This window comes from Nostoc sp. (genome assembly GCF_036917615.1).
In the GTDB taxonomy this organism is placed as follows: domain Bacteria; phylum Cyanobacteriota; class Cyanobacteriia; order Cyanobacteriales; family Nostocaceae; genus Nostoc.
In genome coordinates, this window is record NZ_JBALCZ010000053.1 from 1 (window position 1) to 17,029 (window position 17,029).

Sequence of the window (17,029 nt, forward strand, 5' to 3'; positions counted from 1 at the left end):
CTTTTTTGATAGCTACTAGAACTGTAAGAATTATTAAACGTCAATACGCCATTAATATTTTCAATTCCGGGAATGCGAATAGATGTATTGTTGTAACTGCCATCTATTTTTATACAAGTTGCTGATAATAAATTTCCATTTTCAACTTTAATGTTAGAACAGCTTTTTTGATAGCTACTAAATGTAACTTGGGCAGAAGCTTTTTGAGCAGGCTGGGCAACAAATGCTATACCAAATGTCAAAGTTAGTACAGAAGCCGAGGAAGCCAAGCGATCTAAACTAAAATTAGATAGCATGATAATACATCACGATAGATTAGTAACTAAGTGCAGAGGTTATTAAGCTTATACTACATTTCAAGAATCATAGTCCTGGCTAAACCTTGAATCTAAAAACTATAAACTTAAAAATTAATTCATTAATGTTGTAGCAGAGCTAATAGAACAGTGGTTGCACGCCAATGGGGATTGTTTATCTGTAGCTCTGCTACAATTATTTACATTCCAGCCTTCCTTCTATGTTTTCAATACCATATTTGCATTGCTTATACTCTAAACTACTTATTTTCCAGCTACCATTAGAATTTGCACAATCAGCAGTTAAAATACTATCTTTTACAGAAATATTTTTACAAGTAAGTTAATAGGTTCCTGATGGCAATTGCTGCGACTGGGATGTAGAATAATACATTAATCCTCCTCCAAAGAAAACTACAACACCTGTAATTGCTGCAATAATTCTTATATTTCCACCAAAAAATGAACCATTTGTTGAAACTTCAGTTAAATTTTGAGTATTTGAATAAATATTGCTAAACTCATGATTGCAATCACAATTGAGTTTTTCTACAATCTTTTTCAAGGTGGATTTACGATGGCTATATACTGATTTATTCAAAATAGGAAATAATTTTTGGCAACAAAGCTTACAAAGATATTCATGATACCCATATCGATTCAAACGATCAATTAGCTCTGTACAAAATGCATCATCCGAAGAATCTCTGATAAACGAGATTTCCTGGTGGTTGATACCAAGTTCTCTACATAGTTGTTTTCTTGACTCTTGGGTCTCGATCATTACGAGCATTAGTTTTGTTAATTCTTTGATATCGTTTTCGTCCAAAAGGAATTGAGTTGACATAATTTTTACTCTTAATACTACTTACAATTTAGTTTTGATTTAATACTTTCTAATTTAGCTGCGTGTTTCCCTCTTTTAAATACAACTTCAAGTTCCTTGCAGATTTTACCAAGAGCTTGTCTATCATCGGTAGTATGCAAATAGTCAATTAGCTCTAAAGCAAAGTCAGCATCGGTGGATTGTCTTAAAAATCCAAGTTGATTTGATTCAATTCCAATTCTTATACAAAGAGCTTTTCGTGATGAATATTCTGCACGTCCACTATATATTAAGAGTTCTGTAAGTACTTCTCTGTCAGAGTCATTTAGTTCTTGCTCGATTTCAATGGAAGAAAAACTAAGCTGTGAAATAGCTTGGGGGGTTGGCTGTTGTTTTAGCTCCTCTACTGCTTTACGAATTCCTCTAGCAACATCTGCAAACGCCTGATCACGATTTACCCAATTAGCCACAGGATCAGCATTTTTGGGCAAGGCTTGAAGCTTGCCAAACACTGCGCCCCTCCAATCAACTTCACGGAGAATAACGGGAATAACGCAAGCTTCTCCAGTTGCGTGCCGTTCCATCGCTTGTATAAGCTCAATGTCATAGCAATAATCTGAAGCTAGAAAATCTGAACTAATAAGCAGCAGAATCACATCGGCTGCATTCAAGTGTGTATCAATTTCACCTGCCCATTCTGTTCCCGCAGTAATCTCCCGGTCATGCCAAGCTGTAATTACACTCTGCCGCTTCAAAATGCTTAAGTGTTTCACTAACTCGTTTTTGAGTTCTTCGTCTTTATGAGCGTAGGAGAAGAAAACTTCTATAGGCTCAGTGGGTAATATGGACATAACTTTTTTTTGGTTGCACCTGATTATATAAATTGACAAAGTTTTCTTACTCAACTGGTTTTAGTAGCAAGACAATCAATTCGGTACTAGCTTCTTAGCTCTCTGTCTTCCCAGTTGGGGAACACTCGTTGCTTTCGAGCCATTGCTTGATTAGCTCAATTAATACTTGGCTCATTTTCTTACCCCGGATGACACAGGTGGCATGGAACCGCTTCTTCAAGTCATTCGTGATGCTAATGTGCATTTTTTAAATTGATATTATATGTACGTAATTCTTACACAAATCTACAAATGTAAAAAGGGCGATTCCGAAAAAATACTAGTGAAAAAGTGAAAGTACTCTACTAAAGAGTGCTTTCAGGGCAAACGCATTATGTCAACAAAAGGATTTTATTCTCAATAGGTTCGAAAATACTCGTATTAATCCCTGCTTATTGACACAAATTTAGCGTAGGCGTAGCCCGTCGTAGACATCGCTTTGAGTAGGAGAAAATAAATCAAACGAGAAATGCTGATTTTCTAGTTGATTCTTAACCTTGGTTGTGATCAAGAGTAATTTAGATGCGTTTTGTCCCGCGTGTGATTCCTAAAGCCGGACTAAAGCGATACTGCGAAATCATTGCTGCCATTAAAATACGTAGCTCTAACCGCAAAGGTCGCCATTTATCTACTGTGCAAGCAATCCGTTTATTGGAAGAAGATGGCATCAACACTCCAGACGGTCATGTCACAGTTCCATTGGGTTTGCGATCACTAGAAATCCTTTAACAGCAGTTAGGTCACAAGCATCCTAGTGTGGCAGCAAACCTCAATAATCTTGCAGAATTCTACGGAAAAAACTGAGCCTGCTGTATCCAGACGCAAGTCGCCAAATCAGCGCAGGTATAAGGGTGTGCGATTGCTCCTTTGATGAAACCGCGATTGCCTCCTCCACATTAGAAAAGCGATCGCTCTCTCAAGTCGATTGATTTCATTTTGACCCGCGATCGCCAATGACAATCAAAAAAAAGAATGAAAAGGAACGCGAATGCTATAACTTATGCCTAACCGCGATCACCTTTTGATTGACTTCCCAAAATACGATCGCTCCTTTAATGAAACCGCGATTGCCTCCTCCACATTAGAAAAGCGATCGCTAATTCAACTTATGCCTAAACGCGATCGCCTTTTGACCGACTTCCCAAAATACGATCGCCCCCTTGACTAAAATAGCGATGCCTCCCTACAGTAGGAAAGCGATCGCTCTTTCAAATAGATCAATATTCATTTTGAGGTGCTTTTCTCGCTATTCTATATATTTTGCCCCATGCCCAATTCTCAATTAATTCAACGGCTCCATAATGGCTCTTAAACCTTTGCTAGAAAGTGTTTTTAGCATTTCTTTAGCGTTATATTCACTGCTAAATACTCCTGCTTGCATAACTCTTTGACCATCCCAAACTGTGATAAACGCATCAGGAGCAAGCGATCGCACTAAATCTTGATCCCGATCAGTGAAGAGTGGAACTACCACGCGATAACGTACACCGAACTGTGTGCTAGAGTTCCGGCCATAGGGCATACTTGCAGAACTTGCAGGTACTGGTACTTTTCGCATATTGCGAGTATTGCCAATAGGGATATTGCGATCAGGAACTGGCAAAAGTGCTTCAGCAGATGGGGCAGCAGTTTCTAGTGTTGGTAATGGTTGTTGTGTTTGCTCCCTCATGCTCGGAACTGGTGGCTGTGCTACTGAATTGGATGGGTACTGAGGAGCAGTAAACTCAATCGTATTGGGATCGATCCGTACATAATTCAACTGTGGCGTATTAGGTGGCTCTGCTGAACTGGAAGTGTTAGTTGGTATTTGTCTAGCTGACAAGCTGCTAGGAGTAGGAAATCCGGCAACTTTAGAGGTGGGTTGCTGTTGATTAGATATGGGTATGGAAAGTGGCATATTAGCTGGCAACAATGGCAGCAGCTGACTGTTTAATTGTCCAGAAACAGGATTATTTGCTGAAATGCTGTTGCTGGTTTGCCCATTAGTAGTTTCAGAGATTTCGGGAGCCGAGAAGGTGATTTCACCGTTTGCTGGTATTTGTCGTAATACGTTGTTGGGAGCAGATTGAGAATTTTCGGTTACTAGTGCTGTTGTACCGTTAATATCTACCTTGCCAGTGATCCGATCGCTCACAAGATTGTTACCAGCAGCAGAAATCACCTGTTTGGCAGCGCTGGCGTTAATGTCGTAGCGGGCATTATTTTGAAATTGATTACCCCCTGGTTCCGATGCACTACCCAAATCTGGCATTGCTTGAGCGATCGCAACTAAACCATCTTCTTTATTATCTTGAATAGAATTATTCCGCAAAATTGGGCGGGCATTTGCTTGCACCACAATTCCCGATCTGTTGTGCTGAATTTGATTGCCTATGACTATAGGAGTGGCATTCTGGGCAATATTGATCCCAAAACCCGTTTGGTGAAATACATTTTCCTTCACTTGGGGACTGGAGTAACCAGCAATTGTGATTCCATTGGCTCCATTGCGATCAAAGTAATTCTTGCTAATGGTGGGTGCAGCATTACCATTGACGGAAATCCCATCCTGGGTACTACCAGTGAATGTATTTTCCGCGACTACCGGATTGCTAGATTCAATCCATAAACCGTAACCACGGCGGTTCGAGTTCGTTACCGTTACCCCAGTCAGCAAGGCTTGGTTTGCTCCCACAATTGTGACGTTTTGACCGGCAAAGCTCCGGCTCAGGTAATCACCACCTCCCTGAATGATAATATCCTTACCTTGATTGCTAGGGTTGCCTTGAATTGAAACACCTGGTTTCAGCATTAAGGGGAAAATCTCTCCTGTCTCGGCGCTATAAGTGCCCGTGGAGAGCATAATTATAGTATTGGCTTTAGCTAATCGCAACGCTTGGGTAATCGTTTTCACCGGAGCGGATTCGCTGCCATTGCCTGTGCTATTATCTCCAACACTTGGGTTGACAAACAGCACGTTAACGTGAGAAGTTGTTTTCTCACCCAGAGGTGCTGAATCTGGTGTTAATGGAATCTGAGCGATCGCGCTACCCAAGCTTGTACCCAGGAATGCCATACTTACCGCTCCCATGCCGATGGTAAAAGATAATACTGAAAAACTAAAAAACAAAAGCCTTGCTGATTTCAGAAACTTCAGCTTTGCAAACAAAACATCTACTCTACAGTACTCAGTAAACACACCAGGGAGAATCATATTTAACACAACTCCTTAGAAGTAACAATAAATTCTTATACTCTTAGAGAGTATTATGTCGATAATATTACTCACATATTGACCGATTGGCGATATTTAATACATAGTAATAAATGAAGGATTGGGGACTAGTACACAGTGGCGTCAGTTTGCTTACCTTTAACAAGGGGCTTAATGCCTTTGTCTGCACCAAGTCTGTTAATTGAGATGGTAGGTGGATTTACGCGCCCGCTGTACTAGGAATAAGTAGGGGGTAGCCCTGTCAAGGTCAAGCAATTTTGGATTAAATAGGATTTACGCACAAGCAACAGAAAATCGAACCACAGAGGACGCAGAGGACACGGAGAGAAGTCGGAGCGGCGGCTTCCGCCGATCTGAACTTCGGTGGGAATAGGAGTTGGAGAGGTTTTTTACGTAAGTCCTATTAAAGAATTATTCCACGTAGCTTGCTTCTTGCAAAGGGAGTATAAATTCAAGGGCAACTCTTGGAGACGTGCAAGGGACAAACCTTTTTAAATTTGGGATGCAAGAATCTTCTTTTCCATTATCCAAAATTTAAAATCTAAAATTTGGTGAGATGATCTTGTTTCATACCAAGCATAGGAACGAAATCAAACTTTTTAACTTGTTGTTTATTGGTTCATTTCGCCCAAACTTATGAAATGATTTACTTAACTAAATTATCTGTTAGTTATTGTTATATAAAATATTTAATCAAATTCCGATAGACTAAAAAAATTATGTTATAAATTGTTTTTTGGATTTGGTTTGTTTGTATTTTCCAGTCTACAAACTATTTCCCTAATTCCCCTAACTTTGAGAGTAGTTTAACTGTAACCAGTTGAATAATTGTAGCTAATTGCTTGATATTAAAATACTTAGCTAGGCTAGAGTCAAGTAATCTTGCATCGGCAATCAAGATCAGCTGATATTGCCGTGCTATACCTTCTGCCCACTGCCAATTTTCTGGTGTATCCGCTCTTCCCAATCCTTTGTAAACTTGTCGTTTACCCGAAAATACTTGACTAACCTTAGTACTAAACTGTAGCCTCAAACTACCCTGCTCACTGCCTATAAGAACATGGGATAATTGACTGTAACCCTGGCAACTACGTTGTTTTACGTAGATTAGGTAAAAATTGAGTAAAAAAAAGCAAATTAATTAACTTATGGTTACTAAGACGTATGATAATTCACACTTCGATGAAAGCACTAACGGGGTTGTTGTAATGGTCGAGCCATACAGCCAAAAAGAGCAAATACAGCAAGTTGTTTACCGGATTTTAGATGCCAATTTAGATCGCGCTCGTGAGGGCTTGCGAATTATTGAAGAATGGTGTCGCTTTGGATTGAATAATGCTCAGTTGGCTCTTGAATGCAAGCACTTGCGACAAGAGGTAGCCAAGTGGCATACCTCGGAATTACGGGCGGCGCGAGATACACCAGGCGATCCTGGGACTGAATTAACTCATCCTCAGGAAGAACAACGAGCTAGTATCAAATCAGTGTTGCAAGCTAACTTTTGCCGCATAGAAGAAGCATTGCGGGTGTTGGAAGAATACGGCAAGCTTTACCACCCAACTATGGCTAAAGCTTGTAAGCAGATGCGCTATCAGGTTTATACCTTAGAAAGTAGTTTAATGGGTCATCAGCGCCATCAATTATTGTGGCGATCGCGTCTGTATTTTGTTACTTCCCCTAGTGAAGCTTTATTGAACAACGTCGAAGCTGCACTCAAAGGTGGATTAACGCTCCTACAGTACCGCGACAAAACCGCCGATGATTCTTTGCGTTTGGAACAAGCTAGAAAACTCCGGCAATTATGCCACATCTACGGTGCTTTGTTTATTGTTAATGATCGCGTTGATCTGGCTTTGGCAGTTGATGCAGATGGGGTGCATCTGGGACAACAAGATATGCCCATTGCTGTCGCTCGGCAATTACTCGGTTCGCAGCGTTTGATCGGTCTTTCTACCACAAATAAAGAAGAAATGCAAGGAGCAATTGCTGAAGGTGTAGATTACATTGGCGTCGGGCCAGTTTATGAAACTCCCACAAAAGTAGGTAAGGCAGCAACAGGTTTAGAATATGTCAGCTATGCTGCCAAAAATTGCTCAATTCCCTGGTTTGCCATTGGGGGAATAGATGCCAATAATATCAATGATGTGATCGATGCGGGAGCCGAACGTGTAGCGGTGGTGCGATCGCTTATGCAAGCCGAACAGCCTACTCTCGTAACGCAATATTTGCTCTCCCAGCTCAATCGCATTAAACCAGAACCTTTATAAATTCAAAATTCAAAATTCAAAATCGTTTTTTGCAACTTAGCACAAATGATGAAAGTCTAGCTTCTAATGCCCAATTTGCAACATGACTTATGTTTAATGAGATTAAGGTTCAAGTAAATGGGGAAACCCATAACTGTTCGTTTCAAACTTCTTTACCCGATTTGCTCCAACAGTTGGGTTTTAACCCCCGCTTGGTGGCTGTAGAGTATAACGGCGAAATTTTACACCGCCAGTTTTGGCCGCAAACAAAAGTGCAGCCAGGCGATCACTTAGAAGTGGTAACTATTGTCGGTGGTGGTTAGTTAATTTAAGGCAGTTTTAGTCTGTTTCAACCTCAAGGGTTTTCGGTATATTTCTGAATCAACCTATTTTGGGTTGCAAAATGAGGGTAAGATTCTAAAAGTTGCATTATCTGGAAACTTAAAGTAAAAAAAAACTCTCTATAATCTGTATATATGGATTTTTACGTATTTATACTCAATTTTGTAAGTTTATTGTGAAGCAGATAATAGAATTTCCTCTTGAAAGTGGCGAATCCATTTTTGTGGAAGTAGACGAAGCAGCACAGATCGACGATCGCATCGGTTTGCGAGATCAAGTCGTTGATAAAGCTACACAAACTTTCGAGTCAGGCTAGGCATTCACCTGTCAGATTTTTTAATTATTCTTGTTCAGTGATTTTCCAGAACAAGAATAATTAATTTAGCCGAAAAAGACCGATTATCCGGAATACACATGCTGATTAATTTGTACAACACTTAAAAATTAGATAGTTAGATAGGATCAGGTAAAAGCTATTCTTGAAGTGAATCTTTGAGAAAGATTACTGTTGCTTAAGGATAGCAAAAACGTGTTATTGAGGCGGTTTCTTTGTGCCCAAAAGCAGCACTCAAGTCAAGGTTGATAACTGAAGTTACTGAAAAAATTGATTTAGGTAGGTAAAAGTTATGGCAAATATCATTGGAACCAGCAAAAATGATACCCTACTGGGTAGTTATAACGCAGACACGATTAACGGTAAGGCAGGTAACGATACCATCACAGGTAACGGGGGCAAAGACACTTTAACTGGTGGCGGTGGCAATGATGAATTTGTGATCACGGACTATGACACTAAGCGCATCACCGATTTTAGTGGCATTGGTAAAGGAATAAACCCAACACTAGGAGTCATTGCCGAAGTGGATACTCTAAAATTTCAGGGCGATGGCTTTACTGCCCAAAATATGCTGCTGACCAAGAATGGCAGCAATTTAGAAATCGGCTTTGAAAATGTATATGACATCAATGAAGGTGTATTTTATCCCAGAGTCATTCTGCAAAACTTTGCCTTGGAAAACCTAGATAACTTGAGCAAATCTACTGGAGCCACTGTAGATTTGGGTAATATAGAGTTTGATGGGCAAACTATCATCACGGACAGCTTTGATGTCTTCGATGCCAACTCTACTCAAAGCACTATCTTCAATAAGAATACAGTCACCTTCCTCAATGACCTATCCAATAATGTTAATGGCTTTGATAACTCAGATGATGTGATTAATGGTCAAAGGGGTGACGACATCATCGACGGCTTGAGTGGTAATGACATCCTCAGAGGTGGTGCGGGAAATGATACCCTTAACGGTGGTGCAGGAAATGATACCCTTAACGGTGGTGCAGGAAATGACATCCTTAATGGTGGTGCGGGGAATAATACCCTTGACGGTGGTACTGGTGATGATTACCTGAATGCTAGCGGTTCAACAGGTGATAACCTCCTCTATGGAGGCGATGGCAATGATACCCTTAACGGTGGTGCAGGAAATGACATCCTTAATGGTGGTGCGGGAAATGACATCCTTAATGGTGGTGCGGGAAATGATAGCCTTAATGATAGTAATGATGGTGTAGGCAATGACACCCTCAACGGAGGCACTGGTGACGATTACTTAAATGTTAAGTCTTTAGATTATGATTCCGCTTCAACCGGTAATAACCTGCTGTATGGGGGCAATGGCAATGATGATCTTAGCGCCTCTGGCGCCTACTTAGACTATCGTGGCGATATCACAATTTACAATTATCTATCGGGAAATAATACCCTTAAGGGAGGTGCTGGTGATGATAACTTGGGTATTGAAGCATCATCAGGCAATAACATCCTCTCTGGGGATGATGGGGACGATAGCTTGTTGTCTGAGTATTCAACAGGCAATAACATCTTCTCTGGAGGCAATGGCAATGATCATCTCTCGATCTTTAACTCCAGCTCCGACGACTCCGCCATTATCTACAAAGGTAATAACACTCTCGATGGTGGTGTTGGTAACGATAGCTTAGATATTTTCGATTCAGCAGGTAATAACATCCTCTCTGGAGGCGATGGTGATGATCAACTTAGGGTTGATTTTGATTCTGGCAGTAATACCCTCAATGGAGGGAATGGCAATGATACGATATATGTGTCTTATTCAGGATCTACTACTGATTCCTTAGTGACTCAAGCGGTAGATGGGGGAACAGGTGACGATTCGTTAAGCTTTGACTTGGGTGCAAAGATCCAGGGAATCACTTTTTCTTTCAATCCTACTACCAATATTGGATCGATTATAACAGGCATCATTAATCTGGTTACCTATAAGAATATAGAAGAATTAAATATCGTCGGTACAGACTATGATGACTATATATTAGGGAGCAATGGCAATGATACCCTCAATGGTGGCTATAGTGGCAATGACACCATAGATGGGGGAACTGGTGACAATTTGTTGAGTGTCAATTATTATTACAAAACTACAGGGGGGATAAGCTCCACAATCAATGCCAGTACTAACAGTGGATTGATTAGGGCAGGGAGCAATAGCGTTAGTTACAAAAATATTGAACGATTAGATATTTTTGGTACAAACTACGATGACTATATATTAGGGAGCAATGGCAACGATACTCTCTCAGGGGGGGTTAGTGGCAATGACACCATAGATGGGGGGACTGGCGACGATTTGTTGATAGTCCGTTATAGTAACGATACAAAGGGGATCACTTCGATGAGGAATGCCACTACTAACAGTGGATCGATTACGGTAGGAACCAATAGTGTTAGTTACAAGAATATTGAACGATTAGAGATTGATGGTACGGACAACGATGACTATATATTGGGGGGCAATGGTAATGATACCCTCTCTGCGGGGGTTAGTGGCAATGATACCATAGATGGAGGAAATGGCAATGATATTCTCTATGGTGGCGATAGTGGCAATGACACCATAGATGGGGGTAATGGGGACGATATTTTGTCTATCGGTTATGGGAATGCTACAAAAGGGATAACTTCCACAATCAATCCCACTACTAAGAATGGATCGATTACGGCAGGAACTAATAGCGTTAGTTACAAGAATATCGAAAGATTAGAGATTTATGGTACAAACTACGATGACAACATAATCGGGAGCAATGGTAACGATACCCTCTCCGGGGGCTATGGAAATGACACCCTGACAGGTGGGAACGGTAGTGATACTTTTGTTTTCAATAGTCCATATGGCGGAGGTGTTGATAGTCTTTATGACTTCAACCCCATTAATGACCTGATTAAGGTATCTTTTCTTTCAAACGGTGAGCCATCACCACGTCCACTTCTGACAAGTCAGTTTACCCTGGGAACATCTGCAACCACTAGCGATCAGCTATTTATATATAACATCTCTACAGGTGCATTGTTCTTTGACCCAGATGGCAGTGGATCTGCGTTGTCTCAACAACAATTTGCACAATTCTCTCCTGGATTGTTATTAACCAACAAAAATTTTGTGCTTGTTTAATCTTTATTAGCCCTCTGTTGTCACCAAGGCGTAGGGTTTGCGGAGTGCTATTTTTAGCACTTTGCATCTGTTTTGTTCAATGCAAGTCATTTTGGTAAGGCACTTACCAATAATAAAATACTATGAGCCTAGCTTTTCCCTCCAGGTGAAAGCGCCAAAGATATAACAGTCTGCAAACTCTCCTCTGGGAATCGGCGCTTGCTTTTATTTTTTATATTTCCCTAAGCGATAGCGATATCTGTCATCAGTGAGAGGTTAAGATTAATTGCACATTTGTCTGCGAGGGTGCAGGAAAAGGCGATAAATCGAGCTTGGAGATTGGCTTTCGCTCAAATAATTCTGCTGCAAATACTAAGAATCTTTCTGATAGTGACTGTTGAGCAAGATGAGTAGAACGACATCATAATAGGTCTTCTCTTGCCAACAAACGAGTTAACTCTTGTACTCCCGGAACTTGCCGCCACAATAACGTTAATACTGCTGCGACCATTAATGATAAATTTAGAACTTTATCACGTAATCCTAACTGTTTATAATATTTTTGTTGAGCAAAAATTGCTGGAGTTAACAAAGCTTCTAAATGATTGGCGATCACTTCATTATTTAGAGTAGGAGTAGTATGTCGTTGTGCGTGGTCAGAGTTTCGTTTTGCAGCTTTGGGCATGATAGTCAACTCAGCTGTTTATAAGCTGGTTTGATTACTAAATTAACTTAAGAATAAAACTCACTTTTAACATGCTCAAGCAACAGCAAGCCGTAAAACAATTTCTGGCTACAAATGAACCCGCAGTTCGTCACCGTAGAGCAGATGAACAGCAGCGGAGCCATTCTTGAGGCGGTTGACATCCCATGAATGACGCGCCCTCTGCCACTCATTGCTACTAGCCTACCGCGTTGCTTACAGCACCCTTAAGGGCTGCAATTCCCTAGCAACAGTCTGTAAACCAGTTTTTTAGATGTTTCGGATTAATTAAATCAAGAGCAGTCGCAATCAGAATATCAACCATTTTTGTTGTGGTTGGAGAGAATTGACGCAAAAAAGCTTTAAGTTGCGACCACCAAAGTTCAATTGGATTAAAATCAGGAGAATACGGTGACATATTAAGAACACTGGCACCTTTTGATTGAATCAAGGGTTGAATAGAAGCTACTTTGTGATATGGCACATTATCCATAACAACTACAGCACCCACCCATAATTGAGGGAGCAAACATTTTTGGATAAACACTTGAAATGCATTACCATCCATTGAGCCGTTCATAGTCATGACAGCTAAAACTTTTTTGAAGCTTATTGCACCAATAACAGTTACTTTCGCACCCCGATAAAATGCTTTTAAATCATACACTCTTTGACCGCAGGGGCTGCGAGCATGAGTTCGTGTTAAACCGAGTAAAACACCCATTTCATCAATGAAAACTAAGTTTTCTGGGTCTATAGCTTTCACTTTCTCCCAAAATTCACACCTGAGCTTTTGGACTCTTTGTGTGGCACATTGACTACTACGTAGCGTCTTTTTTTTTGTGTCAAGTTTTGTCTTTGCAACGCGCGACACATAGCACTCGTGCTTACCCATTTATCGGAAGTTTGTCCCCAATATTCACAATATTCAGATAAAGTTGCATCTGGATATTTTTCTACCATTTGAGCTAGCTCAATTTTATGCTTATCCAAATCACTCTTCATACCTCCACCTTGTTTTTGTGGCTCTACATGACCTTGAGTTCTTTTAAGTAAAAGCAGCCTTTGTACAAAAGCCTTACTTACATCGAACCTAGAAGCTATTTTTCTAATTGATGTATCGCCTTGAGAGTAAGCGTTAATTATTTTTTCTCGAAAGTCGATAGAGTAAGCTTTCATAGTATTCTAGCTACGGCTAGTGAAGACAAGACGGTAATTGTGTGGCGTATCCGGGGATTAGATGAACTGCTACATGAAGGATGCGATCGGCTTAAAGATTACCTTGTAACTAATCCTGATGAAAAGAAAAAACTGAGTGTATGCCATTGAATGTAATAAAAATTATAGTATTATTACTGAGATTAGTTTTTTACGTATTCATTGCCCAACCTAATTTATAATTCATAATTTAAAAATCTCACAAATCTGATTTGTAAAGCGATCGATGAAGGGTTCTACGCTTGGCTAATTCTTTACCTTTGCGACCGAGTTGCTCACGTAATTGTTGGTCTTTGCACAACCGATTGAAAGCTTGAAACACTTCATAACCAGAATTGGGATTAACCAGTATCCCATTCTCCTCATGCTGAACTGTGTCTATAACACCGCCTAAGCGAGGGGCAATTACAGGCTTACCGAAGTAACTTGCTTCTAAATAAACCATACCAAAACCCTCCATACTATTAGGTTTAGTATCCAATAAAGTCAACATCGCAAATATGTCGCAAGCTGCATAATAACCTGCTAATTCTCGCTCTGGCACATATCCGGCAAAGTGGACGCGCTTATCTACCCGCAACCGATGCGCCAGAGATTTCAGTTCCAATTCACTTGACCCTTGACCGCAGAGTATATAGTGGACATCGACCCCAAAAGTTAGCAAGAGTGGGATGTTATCAATTACTCGGTCGAAACCTTTATGTTTTACTAGCCTTCCGATGGAAAGAATAACTATTGCTGTTTCGGGAATGTTGTAAGTCTGACGCACGCGAACACGTAAATCATCAAGGCTACTGGGACTCGCTACATTATTACCAAATTTTTCTGGTCTGACTACCGGGTTAATCACGTGAGTAGGAGTATCTAATCGCAAAGCAGTTCTGAGATAGTCTTGTGTATAAGAACTGTTACAAACAATACCTTCGGCTCGTTTGAGTGTTAATTTAAAGAGCGATCGCAGCACGGGATTGTGTAAAGTACAAAGAAGATCGTTGCCGTGCAGATAGATAAAAAAGCGAATAGGTAAGAAATAGCTCAATAGCAAGAGTGAAGGAAAGTCATAGCCGTGACCCCACTCTATATAACGGTAGTGATAGCGAAAATAGAGTTTGATTGCTAGGAAAAATGAGCAGACGATATTGACCAAAGGCTTCAGGATATTTCCCACACAGCCAGTACGCCAGTATCTAGGATAAGACCAGCGATACACGGGAAACTGTTGACCTTCATCAAATACTTTATCTCCTGAGCAACTAGCCGCTAGCACAATAACTCGTTCTGGATCTTGGAGACAGCGATTGTAGATATATTCCCCAATTACAGCTTCTTTCGGCAGGAAGATCCGGGATATGACTAGGATATCTGGGTATGCAGCTTTGTCTCTAATTTCGGCTGTTAGTTGAGAAATATGTTCCATAATAAAGTTGATGACTATATTTCAAATAATTTTTAATTTATTTACAATTAGGATTACTTTCAAAGCCACAATTATTATTTTATTTCTTTTAAAACGAATGTGGTAGACAAATTTGAAGCCTATTTTAGAAGATTAGCCAGGAAAATTGTTTTTTTATTGTGTTGATTTTATTTTTGCTGCAAATTTCTCACTACTTGAGAATTCTATGCATGATGAACAATAAATAAAAGCTAGTACTTGTAGCCAAATTGTCCAGTGAACAACTGTTGCGAAAATTACGAAATTTAGCTACGTTCAATAGAATATCCTGAATCCTGTGGACTGTTGTGCCAAAATGCCAAAAAGTGGCATAAGTATTGGATAGCGATCTGGTGTCTGGCTGGGCTGACTGATGGGCATCACGGGCACTTATTTACCTGCTGTGTATACGTAAATTCAAAGCCGCTAGATGTAGTAAATACTATTCATAATTTAAAAATATCCTCCTGCCTTGTGACAAAACAAGTAGGTTCAGGAGTGCTAAGTCCTGAGTTAGAAGTAGTACTTATGAATCTTCCCACTTCAGCCGAGGCACTCGCTACTCGAAACTGATTTGATGCCTAAGCCTAGTCATTTTACTTTTTTACTCAGCACTGTTTCAGTAAAGTATTAAAAAAATTAGTCAAAATAATCATTAAGAATTAAAATCATCTGTATAATTCAAGACTGTAGTCTGAAAGTGCTAGTCCAAGACGTAGCAACAATTCCTCGTAGGCGTAGCCCGCACTTCTCTACGAGACGCTGCGCGTAGCTTGCTTCCACGTTCGCGGAGCGTTCCGTAGGAAAGTGGTACGACATGGTTCGACTGCGCTCACCAGCCGCTCAGTGACCATCGTAGACATCGTAAATTTCTGTGATCATGAACCTGTCTTCAGGTACGGTTCCCCAGTCGAGAAATCCCCCCTGCGATCGCTGCCTACCCAAGATCAGACGCGGTAAATTGAATATGTAGCCTCTAAAAGTGAATGCTACGTGAATGCTACAAAGCTTGCTTGTTACGGGCTGGCCTTAGCGCCATATCGCAACACTCCTAAGAGCATTGGGAGAAATCATAAGTAATTCCGTTTTTCAAGCGATTGTATTATGCGTAAAAAACTACAACAAACCATCAAACCGCTGTTAAAAACCTTCTTAGCCCTAAGCCTAGTGTTAGCTTTGGCTCTTGGTCACGCCGATGGAGCATTAGCGGCCCGCAGTGGGGGTCGGATTGGTGGTGGCTCCTTTAGAGTACCTTCCAGCCGCACCTATACACCACGCACCTACGCACCTCCTGGCGGGGGCGGATACTATCCTGGTGGTGGTTTTGGCTTTCCCTTCCTACTTCCCTTCTGGGGTATTGGGGGAGGATTTGGTGGTCTATTTGGCATCTTAATTTTCTTTGCGCTCGCTAATTTCTTATTGCAAACTTTCCGCCGCGTCTCTAGCGGTGAAACTGGAGAAGCAGATTACAGCAGTAACTCTCCTGTTTCCGTAACTCGTTTGCAAGTAGGTTTGTTAGCTCAAGCCCGTGAATTGCAAAATGAACTCAATCACATTGCTGAAACTGCTGATACTAACACCCCAGAGGGGAGAGCAGAAGTTCTACAAGAAGCCAGTCTAGCTTTACTCCGCCATCCCGAATACTTTGTATATGCAGGTGGTGGGACTCAACAAGCCAGTTTAAATTCAGCTGAAGGTCAGTTTAATCGGCTGTCACTAGCAGAACGCAGCAAGTTTAGCGAAGAAACTCTTTCTAACGTCAACAACCAGCTAAGAGCAGCCCTTACCAAAGATGCTTTACCCCCGGCTGGTGAACTCGACAACCCCACCCGCCTATTTACCGAAGGCGCTGGAGAATACATTATCGTCACCTTGCTGGCGGCGACACTCGGTAAGTTTGAAATCCCCACAGCGATTAATAGTGCTGATGATTTGCGTCAAGCTTTGCGGCAAATTGGTAGTATTCCTAGCGAAAAGCTTCTGGCAATTGAAGTTCTTTGGACTCCGCAAGCTGAAAATGATACCCTGACATCTGATGATGTGTTAGCAAATTATCCTGATTTGAGACTTGTTTAATCTTTAAAAGATTTCGTGTTAAAGCCCTAAGAAAAAACTTTGCATTTTGGTGCAACAAATAAGTTCCCCCTAAAGGGCAATAATTACAAAACCGCTTGTCATTGACAAGCGGTTTTTTGTAGAGACTATACCATTTTCAAAAATCTATGCAACACATGAATTGGCTGTAGTGGCGTACAGATGTACATTAGTGTCAACTTAACGTGAAAGCCTGTCTAGATAAGTTTTTCAGAGATTGCCTCGAAAAGAAGTCTCCGATTCTTAATGCCTAATGGGGGGCTGCTACCTCAAGACTTGCGGCACCGCTATGAGG

At 40.8% G+C, this 17,029-nt stretch carries 15 protein-coding genes and 2 pseudogenes; 7 read left to right on the forward strand and 10 right to left on the reverse strand.

Going from position 1 to position 17,029, the window contains the following annotated elements; genetic code table 11:
* The 4 genes from V7K85_RS17625 to V7K85_RS17635 all read right to left on the reverse strand — a co-directional run.
* On the reverse strand, positions 1-296 hold a 296-nt coding region (locus V7K85_RS17625; protein WP_334814991.1), incomplete at its 3' end, for a hypothetical protein.
* Between the two features lie 196 nt (positions 297-492).
* Positions 493-624, reverse strand: coding sequence for a hypothetical protein (locus tag V7K85_RS36550; protein WP_442940594.1), 132 nt, complete (start codon positions 622-624; stop codon positions 493-495).
* 15 nt (positions 625-639) lie between these two features.
* Positions 640-1,143: a hypothetical protein gene (locus tag V7K85_RS17630; RefSeq protein WP_334814993.1), complete on the reverse strand. Its 504-nt coding sequence runs from the start codon at positions 1,141-1,143 to the stop codon at positions 640-642.
* A gap of 17 nt (positions 1,144-1,160) precedes the next feature.
* Complete coding sequence (locus V7K85_RS17635) at positions 1,161-1,973, reverse strand: toll/interleukin-1 receptor domain-containing protein (RefSeq protein WP_334814995.1); 813 nt, start codon at positions 1,971-1,973, stop codon at positions 1,161-1,163.
* A 561-nt stretch (positions 1,974-2,534) separates the two neighbouring features.
* Here V7K85_RS17635 and V7K85_RS17640 point away from each other — a divergent pair.
* Positions 2,535-2,741: a hypothetical protein gene (locus tag V7K85_RS17640; RefSeq protein WP_334814997.1), complete on the forward strand. Its 207-nt coding sequence runs from the start codon at positions 2,535-2,537 to the stop codon at positions 2,739-2,741.
* A gap of 271 nt (positions 2,742-3,012) precedes the next feature.
* Positions 3,013-3,180 carry a hypothetical protein gene (locus tag V7K85_RS17645; protein WP_334814999.1) on the forward strand — a complete coding sequence of 56 codons (168 nt, stop codon included), beginning with the start codon at positions 3,013-3,015 and terminating at the stop codon, positions 3,178-3,180.
* A 114-nt stretch (positions 3,181-3,294) separates the two neighbouring features.
* On the opposite strand, the gene V7K85_RS17650 is transcribed toward V7K85_RS17645, so the two are convergent.
* Both V7K85_RS17650 and V7K85_RS17655 read right to left on the reverse strand, forming a co-directional pair.
* Positions 3,295-5,205 carry a DUF1565 domain-containing protein gene (locus tag V7K85_RS17650; protein ID WP_334815001.1) on the reverse strand — a complete coding sequence of 637 codons (1,911 nt, stop codon included), beginning with the start codon at positions 5,203-5,205 and terminating at the stop codon, positions 3,295-3,297.
* Between the two features lie 793 nt (positions 5,206-5,998).
* A complete protein-coding gene (locus V7K85_RS17655; protein ID WP_334815003.1) occupies positions 5,999-6,259 on the reverse strand; it encodes a hypothetical protein in 261 nt (86 codons plus the stop codon).
* Positions 6,260-6,374: 115 nt separating this feature from the next.
* Between V7K85_RS17655 and V7K85_RS17660 the strand changes: the two genes are divergently transcribed.
* The 4 genes and pseudogenes from V7K85_RS17660 to V7K85_RS17675 form a co-directional block, all read left to right on the forward strand.
* Positions 6,375-7,493 (forward strand): thiamine phosphate synthase, encoded by a 1,119-nt coding sequence (locus V7K85_RS17660; RefSeq protein ID WP_334815005.1) that lies wholly within the window; start codon positions 6,375-6,377, stop codon positions 7,491-7,493.
* 89 nt (positions 7,494-7,582) lie between these two features.
* Complete coding sequence (gene thiS, locus V7K85_RS17665; protein ID WP_334815007.1) at positions 7,583-7,795, forward strand: sulfur carrier protein ThiS; 213 nt, start codon at positions 7,583-7,585, stop codon at positions 7,793-7,795.
* Positions 7,796-7,989: 194 nt separating this feature from the next.
* The gene (locus V7K85_RS17670; RefSeq protein WP_334815009.1) at positions 7,990-8,130 is read left to right on the forward strand and encodes a hypothetical protein; all 141 of its coding nucleotides are present in this window, start codon (positions 7,990-7,992) and stop codon (positions 8,128-8,130) included.
* 310 nt (positions 8,131-8,440) lie between these two features.
* Positions 8,441-11,305, forward strand: a pseudogene (locus V7K85_RS17675) (beta strand repeat-containing protein); the annotation flags it as partial.
* A 325-nt stretch (positions 11,306-11,630) separates the two neighbouring features.
* Here the strand turns inward: V7K85_RS17675 and V7K85_RS17680 are convergent.
* From V7K85_RS17680 to V7K85_RS17695, 4 genes and pseudogenes are all read right to left on the reverse strand, one after another.
* A pseudogene (locus V7K85_RS17680) lies at positions 11,631-11,969 on the reverse strand (hypothetical protein); the annotation flags it as partial.
* A 262-nt stretch (positions 11,970-12,231) separates the two neighbouring features.
* Positions 12,232-12,861, reverse strand: coding sequence for a transposase (locus tag V7K85_RS17685; protein ID WP_334815013.1), 630 nt, complete (start codon positions 12,859-12,861; stop codon positions 12,232-12,234).
* A complete protein-coding gene (locus V7K85_RS17690; protein WP_334815014.1) occupies positions 12,750-13,166 on the reverse strand; it encodes a helix-turn-helix domain-containing protein in 417 nt (138 codons plus the stop codon). The genes V7K85_RS17685 and V7K85_RS17690 overlap by 112 nt, the downstream gene beginning before the upstream one ends.
* Positions 13,167-13,404: 238 nt before the next feature.
* Complete coding sequence (locus V7K85_RS17695) at positions 13,405-14,622, reverse strand: glycosyltransferase family 4 protein (protein ID WP_334815016.1); 1,218 nt, start codon at positions 14,620-14,622, stop codon at positions 13,405-13,407.
* 1,122 nt (positions 14,623-15,744) lie between these two features.
* Between V7K85_RS17695 and V7K85_RS17700 the strand changes: the two genes are divergently transcribed.
* Entirely contained in the window at positions 15,745-16,716 is a 972-nt protein-coding gene (locus V7K85_RS17700) for a DUF1517 domain-containing protein (RefSeq protein WP_334815018.1), read from the forward strand.
* The last annotated feature ends 313 nt before the right edge of the window (positions 16,717-17,029 follow it).